At 61.9% G+C, this 24,511-nt stretch carries 21 protein-coding genes; 11 read left to right on the forward strand and 10 right to left on the reverse strand.

Annotated features, from left to right (window positions below):
• The first annotated feature begins 242 nt into the window (after positions 1–242).
• Positions 243–1,403, forward strand: a complete 1,161-nt coding sequence (locus NKH28_RS07160; RefSeq protein WP_352978423.1) for an epoxide hydrolase family protein — start codon at positions 243–245, stop codon at positions 1,401–1,403.
• Between the two features lie 211 nt (positions 1,404–1,614).
• Here the strand turns inward: NKH28_RS07160 and NKH28_RS07165 are convergent, their stop codons facing one another.
• Positions 1,615–2,163: a histidine phosphatase family protein gene (locus tag NKH28_RS07165; protein WP_352454578.1), complete on the reverse strand. Its 549-nt coding sequence runs from the start codon at positions 2,161–2,163 to the stop codon at positions 1,615–1,617.
• A 106-nt stretch (positions 2,164–2,269) separates the two neighbouring features.
• Positions 2,270–5,281 (reverse strand): caspase family protein, encoded by a 3,012-nt coding sequence (locus NKH28_RS07170; protein ID WP_352978336.1) that lies wholly within the window; start codon positions 5,279–5,281, stop codon positions 2,270–2,272.
• Positions 5,282–5,431: 150 nt separating this feature from the next.
• Between NKH28_RS07170 and NKH28_RS07175 the strand changes: the two genes are divergently transcribed.
• The 4 genes from NKH28_RS07175 to NKH28_RS07190 all read left to right on the forward strand — a co-directional run bounded on the left by NKH28_RS07175 (position 5,432) and on the right by NKH28_RS07190 (position 11,277).
• On the forward strand, positions 5,432–6,382 hold the full coding sequence (locus tag NKH28_RS07175; protein WP_352978338.1) for an AEC family transporter: 951 nt from the start codon (positions 5,432–5,434) through the stop codon (positions 6,380–6,382).
• Positions 6,383–6,614: 232 nt separating this feature from the next.
• Positions 6,615–8,072 (forward strand): NAD-dependent succinate-semialdehyde dehydrogenase, encoded by a 1,458-nt coding sequence (locus tag NKH28_RS07180; protein WP_352978340.1) that lies wholly within the window; start codon positions 6,615–6,617, stop codon positions 8,070–8,072.
• Between the two features lie 80 nt (positions 8,073–8,152).
• Positions 8,153–9,178: an aldose epimerase family protein gene (locus NKH28_RS07185; protein WP_254818213.1), complete on the forward strand. Its 1,026-nt coding sequence runs from the start codon at positions 8,153–8,155 to the stop codon at positions 9,176–9,178.
• A gap of 341 nt (positions 9,179–9,519) precedes the next feature.
• Positions 9,520–11,277: an adenylate/guanylate cyclase domain-containing protein gene (locus tag NKH28_RS07190; protein ID WP_352685100.1), complete on the forward strand. Its 1,758-nt coding sequence runs from the start codon at positions 9,520–9,522 to the stop codon at positions 11,275–11,277.
• Positions 11,278–11,631: 354 nt separating this feature from the next.
• Here the strand turns inward: NKH28_RS07190 and NKH28_RS07195 are convergent, their stop codons facing one another.
• The 5 genes from NKH28_RS07195 to NKH28_RS07215 form a co-directional block, all read right to left on the reverse strand.
• Positions 11,632–12,552: a phosphorylase family protein gene (locus NKH28_RS07195; protein WP_352978342.1), complete on the reverse strand. Its 921-nt coding sequence runs from the start codon at positions 12,550–12,552 to the stop codon at positions 11,632–11,634.
• Between the two features lie 14 nt (positions 12,553–12,566).
• Positions 12,567–13,358 (reverse strand): ABC transporter permease, encoded by a 792-nt coding sequence (locus NKH28_RS07200; RefSeq protein WP_352624600.1) that lies wholly within the window; start codon positions 13,356–13,358, stop codon positions 12,567–12,569.
• Positions 13,351–14,238, reverse strand: coding sequence for an ABC transporter permease (locus tag NKH28_RS07205; protein WP_352454571.1), 888 nt, complete (start codon positions 14,236–14,238; stop codon positions 13,351–13,353). The genes NKH28_RS07200 and NKH28_RS07205 overlap by 8 nt, the downstream gene beginning before the upstream one ends.
• Positions 14,235–15,272 (reverse strand): ABC transporter ATP-binding protein, encoded by a 1,038-nt coding sequence (locus NKH28_RS07210; protein WP_352978345.1) that lies wholly within the window; start codon positions 15,270–15,272, stop codon positions 14,235–14,237. The genes NKH28_RS07205 and NKH28_RS07210 overlap by 4 nt, the downstream gene beginning before the upstream one ends.
• A 127-nt stretch (positions 15,273–15,399) precedes the next feature.
• Positions 15,400–16,440 carry an ABC transporter substrate-binding protein gene (locus tag NKH28_RS07215; protein WP_023676450.1) on the reverse strand — a complete coding sequence of 347 codons (1,041 nt, stop codon included), beginning with the start codon at positions 16,438–16,440 and terminating at the stop codon, positions 15,400–15,402.
• Positions 16,441–16,586: 146 nt separating this feature from the next.
• Here NKH28_RS07215 and NKH28_RS07220 point away from each other — a divergent pair, with 146 nt between their 5' ends.
• Positions 16,587–17,636, forward strand: a complete 1,050-nt coding sequence (locus NKH28_RS07220) for a LacI family DNA-binding transcriptional regulator (protein WP_352500911.1) — start codon at positions 16,587–16,589, stop codon at positions 17,634–17,636.
• Positions 17,637–17,648: 12 nt separating this feature from the next.
• Here the strand turns inward: NKH28_RS07220 and NKH28_RS07225 are convergent, their stop codons facing one another.
• Positions 17,649–18,233, reverse strand: a complete 585-nt coding sequence (locus NKH28_RS07225; RefSeq protein WP_352685094.1) for a TetR/AcrR family transcriptional regulator — start codon at positions 18,231–18,233, stop codon at positions 17,649–17,651.
• 106 nt (positions 18,234–18,339) lie between these two features.
• Here NKH28_RS07225 and NKH28_RS07230 point away from each other — a divergent pair, with 106 nt between their 5' ends.
• The 3 genes from NKH28_RS07230 to NKH28_RS07240 all read left to right on the forward strand — a co-directional run bounded on the left by NKH28_RS07230 (position 18,340) and on the right by NKH28_RS07240 (position 21,195).
• Positions 18,340–19,155, forward strand: coding sequence for an oxidoreductase (locus NKH28_RS07230; protein WP_352978347.1), 816 nt, complete (start codon positions 18,340–18,342; stop codon positions 19,153–19,155).
• Between the two features lie 124 nt (positions 19,156–19,279).
• On the forward strand, positions 19,280–20,188 hold the full coding sequence (locus NKH28_RS07235) for an alpha/beta fold hydrolase (protein ID WP_352978349.1): 909 nt from the start codon (positions 19,280–19,282) through the stop codon (positions 20,186–20,188).
• A gap of 5 nt (positions 20,189–20,193) precedes the next feature.
• Entirely contained in the window at positions 20,194–21,195 is a 1,002-nt protein-coding gene (locus NKH28_RS07240; protein WP_352978351.1) for an NADP-dependent oxidoreductase, read from the forward strand.
• Here NKH28_RS07240 and NKH28_RS07245 read toward each other — a convergent pair.
• Positions 21,188–22,117: a sugar kinase gene (locus tag NKH28_RS07245; protein WP_352978353.1), complete on the reverse strand. Its 930-nt coding sequence runs from the start codon at positions 22,115–22,117 to the stop codon at positions 21,188–21,190. The two genes, NKH28_RS07240 and NKH28_RS07245, sit on opposite strands and share 8 nt — an antisense overlap.
• A gap of 157 nt (positions 22,118–22,274) precedes the next feature.
• Between NKH28_RS07245 and NKH28_RS07250 the strand changes: the two genes are divergently transcribed.
• Entirely contained in the window at positions 22,275–22,721 is a 447-nt protein-coding gene (locus NKH28_RS07250) for a FixH family protein (protein WP_352470464.1), read from the forward strand.
• A 7-nt stretch (positions 22,722–22,728) separates the two neighbouring features.
• Entirely contained in the window at positions 22,729–23,928 is a 1,200-nt protein-coding gene (locus NKH28_RS07255) for a cytochrome-c peroxidase (protein ID WP_352815725.1), read from the forward strand.
• 24 nt (positions 23,929–23,952) lie between these two features.
• On the opposite strand, the gene NKH28_RS07260 is transcribed toward NKH28_RS07255, so the two are convergent.
• A complete protein-coding gene (locus NKH28_RS07260; RefSeq protein WP_023676441.1) occupies positions 23,953–24,405 on the reverse strand; it encodes an Lrp/AsnC family transcriptional regulator in 453 nt (150 codons plus the stop codon).
• Positions 24,406–24,511 lie beyond the last annotated feature (106 nt).

The raw sequence follows: 24,511 nt of genomic DNA on the forward strand, positions 1-24,511 counted from the left end.
GAGGACGCGTTCGCGGACATGATCGAGGGATGGAAGCTCCGTGTCGACGCTTGGCTGGTAGCGGTGAAAATCTGACGCCAAGTAACTTAAACGAATTGCCACCAAGGGTGGAATGTTACCTTCGTCTCGTAGATGGGAACGAGCAAGTAGCGGACAAAGCGGTCGCTCAGTGAAGTTTCCTGCGTTCTGTGCCTTGATGATGGGACAATTCTTCGCCGCTGATCGGAGCAACACCCGTGGCCATGCATTCCTTCCACATCCACATCCCGGATGAACAGATCGAGTACCTACAGCGTCGTATCCAATCGACAAGATGGCCGTCGTCGATCTTCGCATACGGATGGGACGACGGTACTGACGTTGATTTCCTCAGAAAGCTTTCACGTTACTGGGAATACGATTTCAGGTGGCGCGATCACGAAAAACGTCTGAACCTGTTGCCTCAGTTTAGGGTCACGATTGACGGGTGCGACATCCATTTCGTTCACCAGAAAGGAAAGGGGTCAGCACCCTTGCCGTTGATCCTCACTCATGGCTGGCCCGGCTCCTTCGCCGAGTTCGAGCACGTCATCCCGCTGCTCACGGATCCTGTCAAATACGGCGGGGATGCCGAGGACGCCTTCGATGTCGTCGCACCGTCGCTTCCGGGTTTCGGCTTCTCGTCCCCGCCGCATCAGGCCGGCGTTAGCTCAAAGCGTGTCGCGAAGCTGTGGCGGGGGCTGATGCGCGAACTGGGATATGATCGCTTCGCCGCACAAGGTGGCGACATCGGCGCAGGCGTCTCGACCTGGCTCGCTCGGCTTTACCCGGACGACCTTATCGGATTGCACCTGAATTACATTCCAGGCAGTTTCCGCCCGACCCTCGGTCGCGACGACCCACCTGTCACGCCGGAGGAGAAGGCATTCCTCGACAGTGTGGCGAATTTCGCCGCAACGGAGGGGGCCTACGCTTTTCTGCAGGGGACCAAGCCCCAGACGCTAGCCTTTGCACTGACAGATTCCCCAATCGGGCTAGCCGCATGGATTGCCGAGAAGTTCCGCAGTTGGAGCGACTGCGAAGGCGAACTCGAACGCGCCATCCCTCTAGACACGCTGCTTACCGACATCTCGCTCTACTGGTTCGGTAACACGATCGAGGCCTCGCTCCGGATTTACAAAGAGAACCGGCTCTGCCCCCTGATCTTCGGGCCAAGGGAGCGAATAACACCGCCCCTCGGCGTTGCAGTCTTCCCTCGAGAGCTTCCTATGCCACCTCGCTCCTGGGTCGAGCGAGTCTTCCGTGTCGAGCGCTGGACCGACATGCCGAAAGGCGGACATTTCGCGGCGATTGAGCAACCCGAACTCCTGGTCGAGGACATCCGGGCGTTTTTTCGGCCGCCGAGGCTCCGGCCGGCAAAGTAAGGACGAAAACCTGCCCGTTGTCACGGCTCGGAAGTCCTGATGAGACGGTAGCATCGCATTCGCTTTCGCTAAAAGCGCCCGTTGGTCCTGACTAAGGGTCAATGGGTCAATGTCGACCTTCGACTCGATCAAGACCTCATCGCGGGTCGGAACCGGTATTCGGCTTAAGGTACCAAGCGCTAGGTTTTCACTTCAACCGGCTCCGGCCCGGTCAGAAGGTAACGCGGCCGAGTACCCGCAGGCCGTCGCCTTGCGGCTCGACGACCACGGCCTCGCCTTCGCGCGGCGAGATGCCGGTCAATTCCTTGATGTCTTCGAGATGCGTGACCATGACCAGATTGTCGGAGCCGGAATAGCCGCGGATCTCGGCCAGGATCGCAGCGATCTGGGCGGCCTTCTCCTTTTCGTCGGTCTTCAGCAGGTCAAGCGGTGCGAACGGCTCCGGTTCGCTTTCGAAAGCGATGCGGGCGGTCTCGAGGCAGCGGCAATAGCGGCTGGACAGCACGCGCTCGACCGGTGCGGCGCGGGCGCCAAACAGCGCGCCGATCTTGCGCGCCTGTTGCTTGCCGCGCTCAGAGAGATTGACCTGGGTGGCGCATTTGCCGAGGTCGAAATTGGCCGCATCGGTGGTGCCGGTGACCATGGCATGGCGAAGCAGGACCACATGCCCGCCGTCGCGCAGCAGCGCCCAGCCGGCTTCCGTCGCATGGGCTGTGGCGGAAACGGCAAGCAACAGCAGCGCCAGCACAAATCGAAGCATCAGACATCCTTTTCGGGTGACCGGCAGGCAGGTCCCCGGTGACCGGCATATAGGGACGGCAAAGCCGGCTGAAAGACAAGCCGAGTGCAACCTGCGGCCGAAATGCCTATTTCTTCGCTATCTGCTTCTTCACCAGATCGATCTTGCGGTCGGTCAGCGGGATCGGGAGTGTGTAGCCGGCTTCGGTAAAGCCCTGCTTGGCGTTCTCGAAGAATTCGATCGCCTTTTGGTATTCGGCATTGCCACCGCCATAGCTGCCGCGGTTCCAGTGGACGTCGCCGAGATTGTTCTGCTCGAAGGCCCATTGCATCGGCTGGCTTTCGCGGGTGAAGACCTTGAGCGTTGCCTCGAAGGCGGCTTCGGCTTCATCCAGATATTTGCCGGTGCGTTCGAGATTGCCAAGATTGATCAGGCTCATGCCGATGCCGTTCTGCGCGTTTGCCCAGTCGACGGGCGAGGTCTCGAAGGTCAGCACCTCCAGCGCCGCCCGGCGCGCGGCGATCGATGCCGCCAGTTTGCCGGGGTCGGCCTCGCTCATGCTCAGCCATTGCAGCGCCGAGCCGAGGCCGGCCTGCGCCAGTGCCCATTGCCGCGGCGTCGTCTCGCGCTTGTATTCGCGCAGTGCATCGCGATAGGCCTCGATCGCCGCCTCGTAATGCACCGGCTTGTCGGTCACGCCGCCGAGCAGTTGCAGCGTGTTGCCGAGATTGTAGTGGGTCATCGCCCAGTCGAGCGGAAACTCCTTTTTGGTATAGACGCGCCGTGCCGCCCGGTATGCAGCAGCCGACTGCTCAAGCCTGGCAGGATCGCGCGTGCGCTGGCCGAGCGTCTGGTAGATCGAGCCGAGATTGTTCTCCGCCGAAGCCCAATCCGTCGGAAAACGCTGGCGTGTAAATATGGTCAGCGCGTCGCCATAGGCGGCAGCCGCCTCTTCGAGCAGGCCGGTGCCGAGATCGAAACGGGCAGCACTGCTCAGCGCGTTACCCAGATTGAGACGGCTGCTCGCCCACGAGAGCGGGAAGGTATCGCGTGTGCGGATTTCGAGCGCGGCGCGGAAGGCGTCGGCTGCCTCGTCGATTTTTGCCTTGTCGTTGCGTTGCGTGCCCAGAGACACCAGCGTATTGCCGAGATTGTTCTGGACCATCGCCCACTGAACGGGCGCCTTTTCGCGCGTGTATTCTTCAAGCGCCAGCCGGTAGGCGGCCTCGGCCTCGGTCAGGCGCTCGCCGCCCGGTTCGCGTTCCGAAAGCGCGTAAAGCGCAAGGCCAAGGTTGCTTTGCGAGGCGGCCCAGTCCAGCGGGACTTTGTCGCGCGGCCGCTTCTCCAGCGTGGCGCGCATCGCCACCACCGCCTCGTTCAGGCGTTTCGGGTCGCTCTGGCGTTCGCCGATCTTCAGCAGCACATTGGCCAGGTTGTTCTGGGCGGCCGCCCAGTTGAGATCATCCTTCTCGCGCTCGAACACGGCAAGCGAATCGCGAAAGATTTTCGCTGCCTCTTCCAGCCGGTCGGTTTGGCGCTCGCGCTCGCCGATCGTCTGCAGCACCACCGCCATGTTGTTGCGGGTGATCGCCCAATCGCGGTTCTGCTCGCCATTGGGGATGAAGTTCAGGATGACGCGGTAGGCGTCGATGGCGTGCTGCAGCGCTTGCCTGTCGCCGGTGGCGTTGCCATGCGCGTTAAGCGCTTCCGCCTCCTGGTTCTTGTAGTTCCAGCGCAGCCTGTCGTCCCATTTCTCGACCAGCGAGAAGGCCTTGCCGTAATCGTTGGCGGCCGACAGATAGTCGAAGACCAGCGCCGAAGCGTCGGCGCGCCTGGCATAGATCGCCGCGTCGGCAAGACGCTTCTGCCTGACCAGATCCTCTGCCCGATCGACCACGCCGCTGGCCTGCTCGACCCGGCCCACCGCCTGGTCGAGGAAGTTGCGCGCGGTGACGATGGCGCCCTGGCCGATCGCCTTGTCGGCCGAGGCGACGAGGCGGCTGATCTCGGGGTCGTCGGTGCGCAGCGCGTCGCGCTCGGAGATCATCTTCTTCAGGCGCTCGGCCTGGGCGTCGAGCAGCTTTTGCAGGTCGGTGGGGTCCTCCGGCATGTTTTCGGTGCCGAGCGCCTTCAGCACGCCATAAAGCGCGTCGAGCGGGACGCCGTCCTGCAGCGAGGCCAGTTCGACCTGTACCCGCTTGGGGTCAGGCAACTCGGCGATCGTCAGCAGCAATTGCCGCCGCTCGCCGGTGATCAGGCCGTCGTCGCCGGTCGGCTCCTGCGGTGCAACGCCGAAATAGAGCAGCCGGCGCAGGCTTTCATTGACCCATGGCCGCTGCTTTGCCTTGGTGTCGAGATAGACCTCCTCTGTCACCATGCGCATGACCGAGCCGAACTCGGTGCCCTTCATCGCCGCGAGATGGCGCAGAAGTGCCGCTGCGTAGGGGCTGTTTTCGCCGACGATGCCATCGAGTGCCGGCCGCCCCGGCTCGGCGGCAAAGCCGATCACCGTTCCCAGATTTTCCGTCGCGGTCGCGTTTGCCAGTGCCCTGGCGCCGCGCACCGGCTCCAGGCCGCCGGCGCCAATCGGCGAGGCCGAGGCCGTCGGCGCCCGGCGCAGCACCGCATCCGCCGGAAACGGGTTGGTGCGGCAGGCATCGAGCAGCATGATCGTTACCGGCACGGTCGTCTTCAGTTCGTCCATGACGGCGGAAATCGGCACCAGGGCCTGATCGGCGTCCTTCAACGAAGAAACGTCAGCGTCGACCGGCGCCAGATAGTTTTCGCCGCCGGCCTCGATGCCGTGGCCGGAATAGTAGATCAAGGCGACGTCGGCGTCCTCGGCATCCTCGGCGAAACGCTCGAGGTCGCGCTTCAGCTTTGCCGTGTCGCGGTCGGTGACGCTGCGCGCCTCGAAGCCGAGATCGGTCAGCATCTTGGCGATGTCGCGGGCGTCGTTGGCGGGGTTGGGGAGCGCCGCTATGTGCTGGTATTTCGACTGGCCGACAATCAGCGCCACGCCTTTGAGGCTTGCCGGCTCCGCGGCATGAGCCGAGGTCACCACGAGGCAAAGCAGGGCGCCGACGAAAACCGTCAGCCACGCCTGCTTGAAGAAGTGCTGATTTCCGACAGCGCCCATTCGCCGCGTTTCCCCCCAACAACCCTGTATAGCGCTGGCATCCAACCATGAGCAAATTCGGGCAAGATCCGAGCGGCCGGATTGTTGGCCGGTACATTCGCGAGGGAAGGGCGATTGCGCCGCCGCCGGGGCTCGCCTATCACGGGAAAAATGTCTCCGCTTACCGAAACCGTCCTCTTCGTCTTCAGTCTCGTCGGGCTCGGCTATCTTGCCGGGTTGACCGGCTATTTGAAGCCGGCGAGCGGCGAGGGCGTATCCGAATTCGCCATCAACGTGGCAATGCCGCTTTTGCTGTTCCAGACCATGGTAAAGGCTGATTTCCACGGCGTGGCGCCGTGGTCGCTGTGGGGCGCCTATTTCGCGGCGGTGGCGCTTACCTGGGCTGCCGGCCATCTGGTCATTACGCGCATCTTCGGACGGGACGCCCGCGCCGGCGTCGTCGGCGGCGTGTCGTCGTCCTACTCCAACGTTGTCCTGCTCGGCGCGCCCTTCATCATCGGCGTGTTCGGGCCGGCCGGGTTCGAAGTGCTGTCACTGCTCGTCTCCATTCACCTGCCGGTGATGATGATGGCCTCGATCATCCTTTTCGAGATGTTCGGCCGCGGCGGCAGCGAGCCTGTGCATCCGCTCCGCGTCGTCAGGAGCTTTCTCAGGAGGGTATTCATCAATCCGCTGATCATCGGCATACTGGCCGGGCTGGCGTGGCGCTTCACCGGTGCGGCGCTGCCGGTGCTTGCGACGCGGCTGAGCGACGCGCTGGCCGGCACGGCCGCCCCGGTGGCGCTGTTCGCAATGGGTCTCAGCCTGCGCCGTTTCGGCATTTCCGGCAATGTAAGGCCGGCGCTGGCGCTGTCGGCGCTGAAACTGTTCCTGATGCCGGCGCTGGTTCTCGGCCTGGTCTGGCTGATCGGCCTGCCGCCATTGACGGCCAAGGTGGCGGTCATGGTTGCGGCGTTGCCGTCCGGCATCAATTCCTATCTCATCGCGGTGCAGTTCAACACCGGCCAGGCGCTGGCGTCGAACCAGATGACCATCGCCACCGCCTGTGCGGTCGTGACCACTGCGTTTTGGCTGACAGTGGTCGTCCATGTTTTTGGATAAGAACTCGGGTTTTTGGATAAGAACTCGGGTTTTTTGGATAAGAATCCGGGTTTTTGGATAAGAACCCGGCTGCATCGCCTCTCGCTTTGGCTGGCCCAAACCCTATATGCCATCTTGTGATTGCTTGCGGGGCTTGCCCTGGGCTAAGAGCAGTGGCTCTAGCGATGCTATCGCGCACGTCCATTCACGAAATCAGCGACCGGCCCGCCAGGTGCCGAACGGAGGCGAGATCATGCTTCAGAAAACCAGCCATTTCATGCGGCAGGCCAATCTCATCAATGGCGAATGGGTGCAGGCCGATTCAGGCCAGACGGTCGACGTCAACAATCCTGCCACCGGCCTCAAGATCGGCACCGTGCCGAAGTCGGGCAAGGCCGAGACCCGCCGCGCCATCGAGGCCGCCGACGCTGCCTTCAAGACGTGGCGCAAGACCACCGCGCTCGAACGCTCGAAGCTGTTGCGCAAGCTGCACGACGCGATGATGGACAATCAGGACGTGCTGGCCGAACTACTAACCATCGAGCAGGGCAAGTCGCTGTTCGAATCGAAGGGCGAGATCGGCTCGGCCGCGTCCTACATATTGTGGTTCGCCGAAGAAGGCCGCCGCACCTATGGCGACGTCGTGCCGTCGCCTTGGGCGGACCGCCGTATCCTGGTGACCAAGGAGCCGGTCGGCGTCATCGCCGCCATCACGCCATGGAATTTCCCGTCCTCGATGCTGGCCCGCAAGCTCGGTCCGGCGCTTGCCGCCGGCTGTACCGCCGTGGTCAAGCCGGCGTCGCAGACGCCTTACTCCGGCCTTGCCTGGGGCGCGCTTGCCGAGGAAGTCGGCTTCCCCAAAGGCGTGATCAATATCCTGACCGGCGCTGCCGGCGAGATCGGCGACGAGATCTGTGCCAACCCGCTGGTCAAGAAGATCACCTTCACCGGCTCGACCGAGGTCGGCAAGATCCTGATCCAGAAGTCGTCGGTGACGGTCAAGAAAGTGTCGATGGAGCTCGGCGGCAATGCGCCGTTCATCGTCTTCGATGACGCCGATCTCGAGCGGGCCGTCGCCGGCGCCATCACCGCCAAGTACCGCAATTCCGGCCAGACCTGCGTCTGCACCAACCGCTTCCTGGTGCAGGCCGGCATCTACGACCAGTTTGTCGAAAAGCTGGCTGCTGCGAGCAACGGGCTGAAGGTCGGTTCCGGCCTCGAGGAAGGTGTCCAGCAGGGACCGCTGATCGACGAAAAGGCGGTGGAGAAGGTCGAGGAGCTGATTGCCGACGCTACCGCCAAGGGCGGCAAGGTCGTCGCCGGCGGCAAGCGCCACGCGCTCGGCGGCTCGTTCTTCGAGCCGACGGTGATCGCCAATGCGACGCCGAAGATGCGCTTCATGAAGGAAGAAATCTTCGGCCCGGTGGCGCCGGTATTCAAGTTCGAGACCGAGGAAGAGGCCGTGGCACTCGCCAACGACACCGAGTTCGGGCTGGCCTGCTACTTCTACACCGGCGATCTCGGCCGCGCATTCCGGGTCATGGAAGGGCTCAAATACGGCATGGTCGGCGTCAATGAAGGGCTCATCACCACCCCTGAAGCGCCGTTCGGCGGCGTCAAGGAATCGGGCCTCGGCAAGGAAGGCGGCCACCAGGGCATCGAGGATTATCTCGACACCAAATATGTCTGCATCGGCGGACTTGGTCTCTAGAAGCCTGATGCGGTAATACCGAAGAAGACCCTGAGCCGCTTCGAAAGGCCAGGCTGGCATCGATCAATGAACTTGCGAGCATGGCAATGAAGGACGGCGAGGTTTTCGGCACGACGCAGGCGGGCGAGGCCGTCCGCCGCTTCACCATCCGTGGCGGCGGCCTCACCGCCAACATCATCGGGCTGGGTGCGATCATCCAGGATCTGCGTCTGGCCGGGCACGACGCGCCGCTGGTGCTCGGCTATGATCGTTTCGAGCACTATGAGACGGACACCGCCTTCTTCGGCACCGTCGTCGGGCGCTATGCCAACCGTATCCGCGACGGCCGCTTCACGCTTGCCGGCAAACGCTATCAGACTGAGCGCAATTTCCTCGAAAAGCACACGCTGCATGGCGGTTCGCAAGGTTTTTCGCGCCGGGCCTGGGCGGTTTCGCTGCATGGCAGGGATTTTGTCACGCTGACCCTGCACGACCCGGACGGCACGATGGGCTTTCCCGGCGCGCTCGACGTGACCTGCACCTACCGGCTCAAGATCCCGGGCACGCTCAGCGTCGAACTGACCGCCACCTGCGAGGAGCCGACGCTCTGCAACCTCACCCAGCATTCCTATTTCAACCTGGATGACGGCGGCGCCGGCGACATTCTCGATCACCGGCTGATGCTGAATGCCGGCGCCTATCTGCCGGTCGACGCGGATCTCATTCCGACAGGCACGGTAAAGCCGGTCGACGGCACGCCCTTCGACTTTCGCCAGGCGCGGCCGCTGCGCATGGAGACCGAGGGCGAACAGCTCCCCTATGACCAGAATTTCTGCCTCGCCTCGACGCGCGGGCCGCTGAAGCAGGCGTCGTGGGCGCAAGGCGCGAATTCCGGCGTCGAGATGGAGCTCTGGACCACCGAGCCGGGCGTCCAGCTCTATACCGGCCAGTATCTGGCGCCGTCCTCGCCTGGACTGGGCGGACGCCAGTACAAGGCGTTTTCGGGCTTCTGCCTGGAGCCGCAAATCTGGCCGGATGCGCCGAACCGGCCGTATTTCCCGCAAGCCACGCTGTGGCCCGGGCAGATCTATCATCACGTGACCGAATACCGGTTCAGGCTGCCTTAGGGCGGGACCCCCGGAAACCGGCATGGTTTTGCTGCGCTGACCTCCGGTTCGGAAAGGGTCATGCAAAATTCAAAGTGTTATAGCGTCCTTTGCGCGTCCAATGACGCGCGGCGCACTGGAGTCAAAACGCAATCACTCTGAACGACCGACGTCGAACTCTCTCGGACCTTTGACGCCGAGAGCCCTGACGACGCAAGTTGACCCTTATCCAACATTCGGGCTCTCATGCAGCAAAGTACACAGACCTGAAAAGCTGTCTTTCAGGGGCGGCGGCAATGGCATCAACCTGCGACCTGCTGTAAGCTTGGAAAGCGGGTAACAATCCGCGAAGGATTGGGGGGATGGAACGTCATCTCGCAGCCGTCCTGATTGCCGATGTCGTCGGCTATGGCCGCTTGAGCCAGATCGACGACGAGGGTACGCGTGCGCTTTTCCGAACCGACCTGAACGAAGTATTCAAGCCAAGGATCGCTGCGCACCATGGTCGACTGGTGAAAACCATGGGAGATGGGATGTTGGTCGAGTTCCACAGTGTGGTCGACGCCCTACGCTGCGCGGTCGAAATCCAGCAACAGAAGGCGGAGGTGAACGTTTTCACGCAGCCAGAACGGCGGCTTGATTTCCGCATCGGCATCAATCTGGGCGATGTTATCGTTGAGGGTGACGACATCCACGGTGACGCGGTGAACATCGCCGATCGGCTGCAAGGGCTGGCGGAACCTGGAGGAATCGCGATTTCCGCCACCGCCTGCGACCATGTGAGGGGAAAGGTGCCGATCGGCTTTGCCTCACTCGGCGTGCAGAAAATGAAAAGTATCGCCGAACCGGTTCGCGTGTACCGTGTCTTGATCGACCCCGCTACTGCGGGCAAGATCGTCGGTGCCAAACCACGCCTTTCTTCCGGCGACGACAGTAAGCCGCCGGTAATTGCGGTTTTGCCGTTCGAAAACCTGAGCGCCGACGACGGCTGGACGCGGCTGGCAGACGGCCTGTCGGCCGACATGATCGGCGACCTAGCGCGCTATCCCGACCTTGCGGTCATTTCGCGCCAGACCATGCAGTCCTATCGGGGACGGGCGAGCGACACACGCTCGGTTGGACGGGAACTGAACGCCGATTACCTGCTGGAAGGCACCCTCCAGGCGATCGGACAGCGTGTCCGCGTCGCGGTGCAGCTGGTCGACACCCGGACCGGAGCCAACCTTTGGTCGGCGCGGTTCGACGAGTCGACCGATGATTTTTTTCTCATGCAGGACAGCATCACACAGAACGTTATCAACGCCCTGGCAGGCACTTTCGGCAAGCTCGCCAATCTCGGGCGTGAGGTGGCTCGGCGGAAGCCTCCCTCGAGCCTGGGTGCTTACGACTGCTATCTACTCGGGGTGGAACTGCACGACAGATTCACGACCGATGCGAGGGCAGAAGCCATACGCATGCTGTCCCGCGCCGTGGAACTCGACCCCGGCTTCGCGCGGGCCTGGATGACGTTGGGATTGGCACATGCGGTCGATGCCTTCAATGCCTTCACGCCAGATTCAGCCGCTTCGGTCGAGCGCTGGCGAGAATGCGTGGAAAAGGCTCTGGCGCTCGACCCTACCGATCCGATGACGCGCCTTTACATGGGCGCTCTCCGCGCCATTGACGGCGATATCAGCGGGGCCGCAGAGGAATACGACCGGGCGCTGGCCCTGGCACCCAATGACGCCGATGTGCTGTCGATGCTCGCCTCAAGCCGAGCTCTCGTGTGTGGAAATCCGGAAGAAGGCTGTGCTCTCGCCGAACGGGCGCTTCGCCTCAATCCGCAGGCTCCGAGTTGGTACTACGCGCAGCTCGCCCGGGCGCGGTTCGTCGCCGGTCGCTATGCCGACAGTCTGTCGTCGCTGTGCCAAAGTCCGCCGGATATTCCCGTCACTCTGATGTTCCGTGCCCTGTGCCACGCGCTGCTCGAAGAGTCGGCGCAGGCGCAGTCGATCGCCAGGCGGATTGCCGTCGAGTTTCCAAGGTTCACCGTCGAGAACTTCATCCGAACCTATCCCGTCACCAATCCTCTGGCCCTCGCTGCGATTAAGGAAGGGGCTCGTCGCGCAGGCATAGCGTAGAGCCGAAAACGGTGCCTAGCTGAGGAGGGGGACGCGCTTCCTGGATATGCCACTTGGTAAGCCGGGCCCCGCTTCCGGCACAGGCTGAAGGTCTGCTTCGTAGCGCTAACTGGGCGCTGGCGTGACCGCTGCTAAGCTTCCGCTCATGGCGCTCTGTGCTCATTCCCGCCGACTAATTCAAACGGCAAGTTCGGCCCATCTGGGCCATTGGCGGCAGCCAGTCTGATTGAGTTTTGACCCTAATCCTCAAACGCCGCCCTCAGCGTTTCGAACGTCGCAAACACGCCCAATGCAGCGCCCTCGGGATTCTTGGTCGGTGGCAGAGCTTCAGCTATCCGGCGCACCAAGGTCGTCTCAGAACCGGCTGGAGCGTTCTTTCGGCTGAGGCGACTTCAAGCCGTTACAGGAGCATTCCGGATCAGCGGGAAGTCGCGCGGCGGTCTCCAGCGCGACCCGCGAGGCTGTCATGGAGAGACTGGGCAGCACGTCCTCCTGCAGCAATTTCTGGCGATTGCGATCCGTGTAGTCGTTGAAGCCCGCCGTCACGAACGCGCAAGGCACGAAACACGCGCCGATCTCGCGCGACAAGGTCGCCTCAGGGGCGATGGAATGGTTGAGTACATCCGCCCCCATGCCCCGATATGCCAAGGCTTCGGCAGGTGTTGTCAGCCGGGGCCCATAACAATGGGCAGCCACCAACTGCTGTTCGATGCCATAAACGCGGCATTCGGCTGGCCAATGACGGCGGGCCGTTTCGACCAGAACCGCCGCACATCTTGGACACACGATTTGCTTGCCCGAACAGTCAAAGCTCTGACGGTCAGGAAGCAGTGAAAACGGGGTCTGCGTCAGTTCGATGATATCGGCGGTCACCACCATGTCGCCCGGCTGGATCGCCTTGTTGACGGCGCCTACGGTCGAGCAGGCGAGAACTTGCCGTACACCCGCCCGCATCAATACCCAGAACGCGCGGCGATGGCAGGAATGGTCGATACGGTCGCGGGGATTGCCGTGCGAATACATGCACAGCGCGCGTTTTGCTCTCCCTTCGGCAGTAATCGACGCATCGAACTCGAGCAGCTTCCAGTTGTCGGTGCGACCGAAAGGCGTTTCAAAACTCATGTCGCGCCGCAAGGTGCGCACACCATCGAATTCGACATCTTCCGGGAAGGCAAGCCCCCAGTTTGCCGACCCGGTGATGATGGCCAACCCTACCTGAGGGATGTCCGTCGAATGATCCGTCAGATCGTCGGCTGCATGATAATTGGTGGGCATGTTTCCAGTCTCGGTCAGGATTTTTGGCGAAGGGTCACAATCAGGACCACGGCCACGACGATGACGGTCCACAATGTCGAGATCGCCGCAATGGTCGGATCGATCTGATCGCGCAGCGACAGGAACATAAGCTTCGGCATCGTGCTGTTGCGACCGCTTGCGATGAAGATCGAAATCACGGACTCGTCGAGCGAAGTCAGGAACGCCATCAATGTCGCTGACAGCAAGCTGATCCGAAGTTGCGGAACGATGATTCCGCCAATGGACCTGGCCCAGTTTGCACCGAGGCTGCGCGCCGCCTGAACCTGGTTCCAGTCAAAGCGGGCGAGAGCGGGTAGCAACACAATGCAGGCGACCGGAACGGCCAGCACCACATGTCCGACCAGCACACCGAATAGCGTTCCGATCAGATGTTGTGCGGCCAACACAAAGAAGAGACCGATCGCAAGCAGGATACCGGGGGTGATCGAGGGGGTCAGCAGGACGCTCTGGATGGCCGCAGCGGTCTTTCCGCCCAGCCGATTCATTGAAATGCAGGCGAGCAGCGCGAAGGGCACCGCGATCAACGCCGTCAACGTCCCAAGGATCAAACTCGTTCTGAGCGCGGCCATCCACGTTGCCGAGCCGAAGAAGTTCTCGTACCAGCGCAACGAATAGGCGTGCGGCGGAAACTCGAGGAGATTCGACGCCGAAAAGGAAAGCGGCACCACCACGAGCGTCGGCAGCATCAGAAATGCCATGACAAGAGCGGCAAAGCTCCAGAGCAAAATGCGGGCGAGCCTGTTTTGCGGATAGGCTTCAAGCATGGGAGGCTTCCACGGTGTTCTGGGCCACCAGACGGCGTGCCGCCAGCAACATCACACCGATCAGCGCCATAAGAACGAGGAGCAGAATGCCCAGGACGCTTGCCGACCCCCAGTCCTGAAAGGTCGATAGTGTACGCTCGATCCGGGTAGAGAGCGGATTTACCTTGCCGCCGCCAAGCACCGCCGGCGTGATGAAAAAACCTATGGCGTAGATGAGGACGATGATCGAACCCGAGAAGATGCCGCCCGCCGAAAGCGGCATAATGACTGTGCGGATGACCTGCCTGAGAGTGGCTCCCATGCTCGCAGCCGCGCGAATGAGATTTGGGTCGATATCGCGCATCGCAGCATAAACAGGCAGCAGAAAGAGTGGCAGCATGTAGTGCACCATGCCGATGAGCGTTCCCGTGAAGTTGTAGACCAGCGGCAATGGCTCCGCAGTCAGGCCTGAACCGGTCAAAGCCGCGTTGATCAGGCCGTCGCGCCGCAAGAGCACGAGCCAACCATAGGTACGCACCAGAATAGAGGTCCACAGCGGCAGCATGACGAACGCCATGAGCACGTTGGCCAGCCTTGGTCTGACGCTGGCCAGCGCCAGCGCCAGAGGAGTGCCGAGGAGAATGCAGCCCGCCAGCGTACCCAAGGACAGTTCGAGGGTCGTGACGAGCGCCGACCACGTCAGTCCGCTAGAAAGGACCTTCTGGTAATTGCCGACGGTGTACTCACCCCCGGTGGTCAGGAAGGATTGCCGGATGATCCAAAGGATGGGCAGTATCGCCGCCAGTCCAACGATGAACAGCGCCGGGAGCGAAAGTGAAAGAAAAAACCGCCGCTCGCGCCGCGCATCCGCCGCGAGCGCCGGGTCCCGGACGACGGTCACGCCATCGCTCCCGGTATCGCGTGAACCTTCGCTGCCGGTGCATATGCGGTCATCCGCTGACCGGCGGCAAGCTCGGCGCAGCCGCCGGCCAGCGCCGCCGGAATGCAGACAAGAACCTCTTGCCCGCCGTCAAGCGCCAGCGTCAAAAGCCAGTTCTCGCCGCGGAACGCTTTGGCGCGCAGTATTCCTTCGAGAGCCACTCCGTCTCCCCCGACGAGCTTCGCATCAAGATGGAAGCTTTCGGCGCGGATCATCAGGGTTTCGCGTGATGCTTCGGCGCCGTCGATTCTGCGCGCTGAGCCCGGGGCCACAATGTTGGCCTCACCCATGAACTCCGCGACGAAGCGGGTCGATGGACGATCATAAATCCGCTGCGGCGTATCTATCTGCTGGATGCGGCCAGAATTCATCACCGCAATCCGGTCAGACATAATCAGCGCTTCGCGCTGGTCGTGGGTCACATAGATCGTGGTGATCCGTAGATGATCATGCAGACGCCGGATCTCATACTGCATGGTCTCGCGCAGGTTCTTGTCGAGCGCCGACAGCGGCTCGTCCATCAACATCACGCGCGGTTCGAAGACGATAGCCCGCGCCAATGCCACCCGTTGACGTTGGCCGCCGGATAGTGCGGCAATATTGCGCTCCGCCAGACCATCCAGCTTCACGCGGGCCAAGGTATCAAGCGCCCGCTGACGCGCCTCCGCTCTCGGTACCTGGCGCAGCACCAGCGGATACGCGACATTCGCCAGGACATTCATGTGGGGAAACAAGGCGTAATTCTGGAATACTATACCGATGTCTCGTTTGTTGGGCGGCAGGCGGGTGATGTCTCGATCGCCCAAGAAAAGTTTACCGGAATCCGGCCGGACAAAACCGGCCAGAGCCATGAGTAACGTGGTCTTGCCCGATCCCGATGGTCCTAACAGCGTGAGGAATTCGCCAGCCTGAATGTCGAGCGAAACATCATCCAGTGCGACGTAGGACCCATAAGCCTTGTGCACGCTTTCGATGGTGATCGCGAGCGACTTCATCATGTGCTCCAGCCTTGAAGCGCGTCGCGTTCGACCGGCTTCACGCGACGCGCTTTAGGTTCTTGTTTTCATGCATGTCATTGTCGCGCGCTGCACATTTTTGCGCGACATGCGTCAGAGCTGAGAGTCAGCGAGCCATCATTTCATCGAAGGCTCTTTGGGCAGCCTCGCCATTCTTGACCCACCATTCTGAATTGGAAAACACCGAAGTGCCAGCATTTTCAGGTGCGGTCGCAAGGGTCTTCAGACGGTCCTCGGGAATAAGGCCACCCTCATATGCCGCAGGATTGACTGGGCCGTAGGCAATGAAATCGGTCAGCTTGGCAACCCGCGCGGGCTGCGTCATCGCTGCGATGAGCTTCATCGCGGCTTCCTTGTTCGGCGCTCCCTTCGGCACCCCAAGACAGTCCGTGCCGATGACCGAACCCTTGAACGTGTAGTCAGCCGCGCCGCCATCTGCTTTCACGGTTTGGGCGCGTCCGTTCCAGGTAATGACCAAATCCGCCTCACCGTCTTTCAGCAACTGCGCGGACTGGGCGCCCGAGGTCCACCACACGGCGACATCTGGTTTGATCGCTTCAAGCCGCTTGATGGCGCGCTCTAGCCCTTCCGGGGTGCTGAGCACGGAATAGACGTCCGCCGGTGCCACGCCATCGGAGAGCAGCGCGATCTCGATCGAGTCTTGCGCATTGGCGCGCAACGCGCGACGGCCAGAAAATTTGGCAACATCCCAGAATTCCGCCCACGTCTTCGGCGGGTTCTCGCCATAGGTCTTGGTGTTCCACGACATGACGGTGCCATAGGAGTCAAACGGATAGCAGTAGTCGGACTTTGCACCCTCCGGCACGGATTTCGGATCGATGATCTTGTAGTCGAGTGGCTCCAGCAGCGATTGTGCGGCCGCCTGGGCACCTTCCGGTGAGCCCAGGTGAATGACGTCGGTCGTGACCGCACCCGAGGTGACCTGCATCTTCAAGGCGGCCAGGCCGTCGCTTAGGGTCTCCTCGCGGACATCATAGCCAAGCTCTTTTGCAGCCGGGCCCCACATGGCCTCCTTCATGGCGTTACCATAATCGCCACCTGCGGTCGTGATGGTGACCGTCTGCGCATGAACGGGCAGGGCAGCCGAGATTGCGAATGCTGTTAAGGAAATGCGTAGCCAGGACATAGGTTCTCCTCCCCAACTTTATCAAACATCGCTCAAAAGAGCCATTATTTTGTAATCGTAACGTTACGATTGCATCTCAATGCACTGGAGTCAAGCTGCTTCCTACGGGAGTTTCGATTGACCGGGATGTCGAATTCGGTAACGTTATGGCGGTCAGCAAATCAGCCGGCGCTTTCGCAAATGAAGTCGGGCGAACAATGGCCAATCTAAAGCAGATCGCCGCGGAACTTTCCCTCTCGGTGACCACGGTTTCCCGCGCTCTGAAAGATGGACCGGAAGTGCAGCCCTCGACCATAGCCCGCGTCAAGGAGGCGGCTAAGCGGGTCGGCTATTTACCAAATCATCATGGTCGCGCGCTCAAAACCGGTCGAACGCAGACGCTGACGGCAGTACTCCCGATGGAAACACGAGACCATCTGTCCGATCTGTTGAAGCTTCCTTTAATCGAAGGCATGACGCTGGCGGCGCGGCAAGCCGGTTATAGTCTGTCCATCTATTCCACCACTCCCGACGACGATCCCGTTGAGAGTGTGCAGCGGCAGCTTCAGGCGCACAGCGCAGACGGCCTGGTCATCACGCGCCTGGTGTCGGCTGATCCGCGCGTCGAGCTGCTGCTGGATAAACGCATGCCGTTCGTTGCGTTTGGAAGAACCGACCTGGATATCGCGTATCCTTATGTCGATGTCGACAATGAACAGATTGCCTACGAGGCGACCCGGCGGCTCATGGATAAGGGCTGTCGACGCATTGCGCTGCAACTTCTCGTTCCGGAGGACCAGGCGAGTGCCACGCGTCTTTCCGGGTATGGAAGGGCAATGGCCGAGGCTGGTATTCCGATCGACCAGTCGTTGATCGGTCATGGCATGTTCACCATGGAATCGAGCGCAGGCTGGTTCGATCGCTTGCTGGCGTCATCAGATCCGCCAACGGGCTTGGCGTGCGCCAACGAACTGGGCCTTCTGGGAGCGTTGCACGCTCTCGGCAAGTGGGGTCTCACACCAGGCCGCGACGTCCACATCGTCACCCGTGACAGCACGCGGCTGGCACGCTTCCTGCCGGCAAAGATCGGAGTTCATTCCGTGGATATGGCGGGTGTTGGACGCAAACTTATCGAAGTCCTGGAGAGCCGGATCATCAATCCGCTCGGGCCGGTGGAGACAGTCTTGGTGCAAGGCAGATTCGAGCCGGCCGAATAATCCGGGCTGCCCTCAGGAGGCCGCCTCGTCTTGAACCGGCCGGATCAGCGCCTTTGCGGCAGCTGCTCCCGCCGCTAGGATACGATCCGATAATTCCGTTCCTTCCACGGCGCGCGCGAGTTGAAGCGCGCCGATGAGCGTTGCAAACATGCCCAACGCAGCGCCCTCGGGATCGTTCGTCTGCGGCAGAGCTTCAGCTATCTGGCGCACCAGGGATTGAGCGCGCTTGGCATAGAGGGCTCGCGTTTCAGGCGGCTGCCGCGCGATTTCCGGCAACAACGCGGCCGAAGCGCAACCCTTTCCAGGATTGTCCCGGTGCTCGGCCGATAGATACGTCTCTATGGCCATTTCCGGACCGCCGGCGGCCAATGCTTCCTGCACTTCATGCGACTGCGCGTCCAAGGCCGCCGCCACGCTTTCACGGACGAGCTCCGCCTTCGACTGGAAGTGCGGATAGAAGGCGCCGTTCGTCAGCCCGGCGTCGCTCATGATGGTTGCCAGCCCGGACGCCGCGATGCCGTCAGATCGAAAACGTTCGGCGGCGACCTCCATGATCCGGCTGCGTGACGCGTCTTTTCGGCCCTTTTCGTAGCGCATGGTCTTTCTTTCCTGTCCTGCTATTGCATTATGCTCATAATCTGATATTACGATCATAAGTCAATTCGTGGAAATAAGCTAGACCTCTCGAACCTGGAACATCAAAATGAATGGGAATTCTGAAAAGACCGCAATCGTGACCGGGGCCTCCTCGGGCATCGGCCGCGCCAGCGCCGAGGCCTTGGCGCGGGCGGGTTTCACTGTCTTCGGGACAAGTCGCCGCAAGACCAGTAATGGTCCGGGCGGAGTGACCATGCTGGCATGCGACGTGACCGATGATGCGGCCGTCAATGCGCTCGTTGCCAACGTGCTCGCGCAGACCGGCCGGATCGACCTCCTGGTCAACAATGCCGGTGTCGGTCTGCTAGGAGGCGCCGAGGAATCCTCGGTCGCACAGGTACAAGCCCTGTTCGACGTCAATCTGTTCGGCGTCATGCGGATGACCAATGCGGTGTTGCCGTCGATGCGGCGGCGCGGCGAAGGGCGCATCATCAATATCGGCTCGATTCTGGGACTGGTACCCGCGCCATACTCAGCTCATTACTCGGCGGTCAAGCACGCGCTCGAAGGCTATTCGGAATCGATCGACCACGAGGTGCGCGCCTTCAACGTCCGCGTTTCCGTCATCGAGCCGGCATTCGTCCGCACCGTCTTCGACCAGAACGGCATCGAGCCGGATTCGCTGTTGAAGGAATACGATCGGGCTCGAGCCGGGTTGAAGGCGCTGCTGGGCGATGTGATGCCCAAGGCCGATCGGCCGGAAGTGGTGGCGGATGTGGTTGTCAAGGCAGCGACCGATGCCCGTCCGCGACGGCGCTATACCGCTGGCAAGGCAGCGCGCCAGGTCAGCCTGCTGCGCCGCTTTGCCCCCGCGGGGATTTTCGACAAGAGCCTGCGCAAGCAGTTCCGACTGCCGGTCTGAACAACGGCGAGCCAGAGGATTTCACGCACATGCGACTAGCAACCACAACACATTTGGCCAGGCCCTACGAAACGGAGACGCCAAGCATGACACATAGATCAATCGGTTGCCGCGTTCACCGGCGTTGTTCCAGGACGTGCCAACGCTCTCGATCGACGTCGGCGGCACAGCCTTTGCTTACAGGGAACTCGGGCCCAGGGCGGGCGTGCCGGTGATCCTGCTCAACCATCTGGCTGCTCAGCTGGACAATTTTGATCCGCGCATCGTCGATGGCCTCGCTGCGACCCGGCGGGTAATTGCCTTCGACAATCGCGGAATCGGTGCTTCGGGTGGCAAAACTCCGTCGACCATTTCCGGCATGGCGCGGGATGCGGTCGCCTTTGTCCGGGCGCTGGGGTTCGAAGAAGTCGATCTCTTCGGCTTTTCACTCGGCGGCTTCGTGGCGCAAGAGATTGTGCTGACCGAGCCCAAGCTTGTGCGCAAACTCATCCTGGCTGGCACGGGGCCGGCCGGTGGGCAAGGCATCGACAAGGTGACGCCGCTGACGATCGTGGACATGATCAAGGGCGCGCTGACTTTTCGGGATCCGAAGTACTATCTCTTCTTCACAAGAACGCCGAATGGACGCCGCGCCGCAAACGCATTTCTGCAACGGTTGAAAGAGCGCCGGAATAACCGGGACAAGGCGATATCGCTGAGCGCGTTCGGCGCGCAACTCAAGGCGATCAAGGCCTACGGACTCCAGGCGCCACAAGACCTGAGCACCATCCGCATTCCCACTTTGGTTGCGAATGGCGACCAGGACAGGATGGTGCCGAGCAGCAATACCTACGATCTCGCCGGGCGTATCCCGGGGGCGCATCTGGTCATCTATCCGGATGCCGGGCATGGCGGGGTATTTCAGAACCACGCCGCTTTTGTCCCGAAGGCGCTGTCCTTCCTCGAGGCTGAGGCCTTGCCGCAGGGCGGCCATGCAGCTGAAAACGTTCGGCTTGTTTCGTCCCGAACAGCAACAGACATTCTTGGAAAGTAACTGCCATGAAGGCATTCGTTGTCGATAAGTATAATAAAAAGGGCGCCCTGCGGCTGGCCGAAATGCCGGAGCCGGAGCTCCAGGACAGCGATGTCTTGGTCGAGGTCCATGCCGCAGGGGTGAACCTGCTCGATTCCAAGGTCAAAACCGGAGAATTCAAGCTCATCCTGCCCTACCGCCGGCCCTTCATCCTGGGCCACGACGTGGCTGGGAAGGTTATCCGCGTAGGATCGCAAGTCAGCAAGTTCAAGGCCGGCGACGAGGTCTATGCGCGGCCGCGCGACGGCCGGATTGGGACATTCGCCGAATTCATTGCCGTGAATGAGGCCGACGTAGCCTTGAAGCCCGAGAATCTCAGTATGGAAGAGGCGGCGTCGATTCCCCTGGTCGGTCTCACCGCCTGGCAGACGCTCATCGAACGGGCAAACCTGAAGAAGGGACAGAAGGTCTTCATTCAGGCTGGTTCCGGCGGCGTCGGGACATTTGCTATTCAGTTGGCCAAGCACCTCGGCGCGACCGTTGCGACAACCGCGAGCGCGGCGAGTGCCGATCTGGTCAAAAGTCTCGGCGCCGATGTCGTCGTCGACTACAGGAAAGACGACTTGGAGAAAGTTCTGTCGGGCTACGATGTCGTCTTGAACAGCCAGGACGCCAAGACACTGGAAAAATCCCTGAGGGTGCTGAAACCGGGTGGCAAGCTCATCTCCATCTCCGGTCCACCGGATGCCGAATTTGCCAGGGAAAAGGGACTGAACTTGATGCTGAGGCTGGTGCTGCGCTTCCTGAGTCGCGGAATTCGGGCCAAAGCCAAGCGCCGCGGCGTGCAGTTTTCGTTCCTGTTCATGTGGGCGCAGGGCGATCAGCTGAGCAAAATCACCGCTCTCATCGAAGCCGGCGCGATCCGCCCGGTTGTGGATCGGGTCTTTCCATTCGAAGCGACCAATGACGCCTTGGCCTATGTCGAAACAGGACGCGCCAAGGGCAAGGTCGTCATCAAGGTCAGATAGCAGTTGCCTCGAACGCAGCCTTGAGCGTCTCGAACGGCGCCAGGGCGCCGCGCACCTGCACGACGGCGGCGGCGACGCGATGAGCGCGCAGCACGGCTTCTGCCGGGGCATGGCCGGCAAGGCGGGCGGCGAGGTAGGCGCCGTTGAAGGAGTCGCCGGCGCCGGTGGTGTCGACCGGGGTGGCGACGTGTACCGCCGGCACCGATTGCGAGGTTCCGTTTTGCGCGATCAGCGCCGGTTCCTCGCCGTTCTTGACGACGACTTCGCCGACCAGCTTTCGCAGCCGTTCAGCTGTTTTCTGCGGTGTTGTATCACCAAACAGCATCTGCTCGTCGGGAAAGGTCGGTAGCGCGATGTCGGCGACGGCGAGCGCCTCGAGGATCGCGGCCTGCGCTTCCTCGCTTTGGCGCCACAGCCTCGGCCGGTAATTGGGGTCGAAGGCAATCAGCGAGCCGGCCGCGCGCGCCTTGGCCACGGCCGTCAGCAGTACCTTGCGTGGAGCCTCGTCGAGGATTGCCAAAGTTATACCGGAAAAATAGACAAGCGCTTGGCTTTCAAGGCTTTTCTGCAATGCGGCTGGGTCCGAAGCCAACTGCCTTGCGGCCGCATCGGCCCGCCAATAGGTGAAAGAACGTTCGGCGCCGGTCAGCGTGATCGCATAGAGGCCGGGGCGGGCGCCCGCTATCACCGGGCTGGCGCCGATGCCGATGCCGTTCTCGGCCAGGAACTTGATCTGGTCGCGTGAGAACGGGTCGTCGCCGAAGGCCGACACATAGGTCGCCGGCCGCTCGCCGCTCAAAGCATGCAGCGCCCACAAAGTGTTGAACGTGTCGCCGGCAAAGCCCATGCGCCAGTTCGGCCCGGCCTGGCCCGAAAGCTCGAGCATGCACTCGCCGATCGAGGCGATGCCGTTTCCTGCCATGAAGCACTCCTCCATCCTGCAATTGCGGTGCTGTAGCTTTTTGCAGCCGGCAGCGCCATGCTTGGCGACGGCGGATTCTTGCACTGGGCTCGATTTCCCACAGGGGCGTGGGACGCGATCTGCCCAGCGAAACGTTATCCGCAGAACAGGAATGGGTTTGGCATCGTTATGGCGTTATCTTCTTGGAGGCCTCGGCCTGGCTGCCTTGCTCGCCGGCGTGCTGGCAATCGTCTATCTGACGGCGCCGCATGCACCGCAACCAAGTTCGGACGTCGGCCGTTCCAAGACGACGGCGAACAAGCTGTTCGTGGCGACTTTCGAGCCCGAGAAAGGCGTCATCCGGCAGGGCGAACTGGAATCCTGGCTGCTGACGCTCAAAACCGTCGAGGGTGCGCCGGTGGAAGGTGCTGCGATAACGATTTCCGGCGGCATGCCGCAGCACAAGCACGGTCTGCCGACGAGCCCGCAGGCGACCGATTACCTCGGCGCGGGGCGCTATCGCATCGACGGCGTCAAATTCACGATGAGCGGGTGGTGGCAATTGCATTTTGCCATTTCCGCTGCGGCCGGTTCGGACACTGTCGTCTTCAATGTGGTGCTGTGAGCCACTGATGAGCCGGTTTCCCAGTCTTCTCGCGTTGGTGGTGGTGGCCCTGCTTGCCGGCTGCGGCAGACCGGAGTTTTCCGATGCCGAAAAGCAGACCATCGCCTCGCTGGCACTATCCAAGCTGCCGCCGCTGAAGCCCGACACCACCAATCGCTTCGCCGATGTGCCGGCCGCCGCGGCACTCGGCTCGACGCTGTTCTTCGACACCGGGATGAGCGGCGACGGCACGGTATCGTGCTCGACGTGCCACAAGATCGACCGCCAATTCCAGGACGACTTGCCGCAAGCGGTCGCCGTCGGCCGCACCAACCGTCGTACCATGCCGTTGGCCGGCGTCGCGCATGATTCCTGGTTCTTCTGGGACGGGCGGCGCGACAGCCTGTGGGCGCAAGCGCTGACACCGCTCGAAAATCCGCTGGAGCAGGCCGGCAACCGCGCCGCCTTCGCGCATTACATCAAGGCCCGCTTCGGCGAGCGCTACGAGCGCATCTTCGGGCCGCTGCCGGACCTTTCGGGCGTGCCGGCCAATGCCGGCCCGCTCGGCACCGATGCCGAGAAGGCGGCCTGGAACGCCATGCCCGCCAGTCAAGCCGAGGAGGTCAACCGCGTCTTTGCCAACATCGGCAAGGCGATCGCCGCCTTCGAGCGCTCGATCGCGCCGCCGCAGACACGCTTCGACCGCTTCGCCATCGACCTGGCTGCGGGCGCCGAGCCGAAAGGCGACGCCGCCTTTTCGCCGGAGGAAATCCTCGGCCTGAAATTGTTCATCGGCAAGGCCAATTGCGTGACCTGCCACAACGGCCCGCGTTTTACCGACGGCAGCTTCCACAACACCGGCGTGCCGCCGGTCGCGGGCCTGCCACCGGATCGCGGCCGCGTCGAGGCGGTGGCGCAGGTCGAGGCCGATCCGTTCAACTGTTTCGGCGCCTTTCGCGACGGCGATGCCAGCGCCTGCCGCGAGTTGCGCTTCATGGTCAAGACCGGGCCGGAACTCGTCCGCGCCTACAAGACGCCGTCGCTGCGGGGTGCCGCCACCCGGCCGCCCTACATGCACGCCGGGCAGTTTTCCTCCCTCGACGAGGTGGTGGCGCATTATTCGAAGGCACCGGCAAGCGTCGAGGGCACATCCGAGATCCACCCGCTGCAGCTTTCGGACCGCGAACGCGCGGCGCTGGTGGCGTTTTTGAAGACACTGGCGGAGTGAGGGCGGGACAACAACAGCGCTCTCCTACCGATCCTTCACCGTCTCCATCGCGACAAACGTCGAGGTCTGGGCAACGTGCGGCAGGGCGGAGATGCGCTCGCCAAGCACACGGCGGTAGGCGGCGATGTCGGTAGTGCGGACCTTCAGCAGATAGTCGAAGCTCGATGCCATCATGTGGCACTGCTCGATCTCCGGCACCGCCTGCACGGCGCGGTTGAAGGCGTCGAGCGCGGCCGAGCGGGTGTCGGACAGTTTCACCTGGACGAAGGCGACATGGCCTTCGCCCATGCGCTCACGGTCGATGATTGCCTGGTAGCCCCTGATGAAGCCGTCCTTCTCCAGCCGTTTGACTCGTGCCTGCACCGGCGTCTTCGACAGACCGACTTTCGCCGCCAGTTCTGACATGGAAAGCCGGCCATTGCTGCCCAGAGCCGACAGGATGTTCCTGTCGATGCGGTCCAATTGGTCTTCCGTCACTGAATTCCTGGTCGAATTGGAGGTGATCAGTCCTAATGATAGATCGATCGATCTGTTCTGTCGACTTCTTTGGACCGACTGCAATCCCTACTTATGTTAGCTTGCG

The organism is Mesorhizobium sp. M1227, from assembly GCF_040318315.1.
In the GTDB taxonomy this organism is placed as follows: domain Bacteria; phylum Pseudomonadota; class Alphaproteobacteria; order Rhizobiales; family Rhizobiaceae; genus Mesorhizobium.

Excerpts from the sequence above, each read along its gene's own strand:
- NKH28_RS07170 (WP_352978336.1), bottom strand. The coding sequence starts at position 5,281 with ATGGGCGCTGTCGGAAATCAGCACTTCTTCAAGCAGGCGTGGCTGACG.
- NKH28_RS07165 (WP_352454578.1), bottom strand. The coding sequence starts at position 2,163 with ATGCTTCGATTTGTGCTGGCGCTGCTGTTGCTTGCCGTTTCCGCCACA.
- NKH28_RS07210 (WP_352978345.1), bottom strand. The coding sequence starts at position 15,272 with ATGAAGTCGCTCGCGATCACCATCGAAAGCGTGCACAAGGCTTATGGG.
- NKH28_RS07195 (WP_352978342.1), bottom strand. The coding sequence starts at position 12,552 with ATGCCCACCAATTATCATGCAGCCGACGATCTGACGGATCATTCGACG.
- NKH28_RS07225 (WP_352685094.1), bottom strand. The coding sequence starts at position 18,233 with ATGCGCTACGAAAAGGGCCGAAAAGACGCGTCACGCAGCCGGATCATG.
- NKH28_RS07215 (WP_023676450.1), bottom strand. The coding sequence starts at position 16,440 with ATGTCCTGGCTACGCATTTCCTTAACAGCATTCGCAATCTCGGCTGCC.
- NKH28_RS07245 (WP_352978353.1), bottom strand. The coding sequence starts at position 22,117 with ATGGCAGGAAACGGCATCGCCTCGATCGGCGAGTGCATGCTCGAGCTT.
- NKH28_RS07160 (WP_352978423.1), top strand. The coding sequence starts at position 243 with ATGCATTCCTTCCACATCCACATCCCGGATGAACAGATCGAGTACCTA.
- NKH28_RS07230 (WP_352978347.1), top strand. The coding sequence starts at position 18,340 with ATGAATGGGAATTCTGAAAAGACCGCAATCGTGACCGGGGCCTCCTCG.
- NKH28_RS07220 (WP_352500911.1), top strand. The coding sequence starts at position 16,587 with ATGGCGGTCAGCAAATCAGCCGGCGCTTTCGCAAATGAAGTCGGGCGA.
- NKH28_RS07185 (WP_254818213.1), top strand. The coding sequence starts at position 8,153 with ATGGCAATGAAGGACGGCGAGGTTTTCGGCACGACGCAGGCGGGCGAG.
- NKH28_RS07240 (WP_352978351.1), top strand. The coding sequence starts at position 20,194 with ATGAAGGCATTCGTTGTCGATAAGTATAATAAAAAGGGCGCCCTGCGG.
- NKH28_RS07200 (WP_352624600.1), bottom strand. The coding sequence starts at position 13,358 with ATGCTTGAAGCCTATCCGCAAAACAGGCTCGCCCGCATTTTGCTCTGG.
- NKH28_RS07180 (WP_352978340.1), top strand. The coding sequence starts at position 6,615 with ATGCTTCAGAAAACCAGCCATTTCATGCGGCAGGCCAATCTCATCAAT.
- NKH28_RS07190 (WP_352685100.1), top strand. The coding sequence starts at position 9,520 with ATGGAACGTCATCTCGCAGCCGTCCTGATTGCCGATGTCGTCGGCTAT.
- NKH28_RS07255 (WP_352815725.1), top strand. The coding sequence starts at position 22,729 with ATGAGCCGGTTTCCCAGTCTTCTCGCGTTGGTGGTGGTGGCCCTGCTT.
- NKH28_RS07175 (WP_352978338.1), top strand. The coding sequence starts at position 5,432 with ATGTCTCCGCTTACCGAAACCGTCCTCTTCGTCTTCAGTCTCGTCGGG.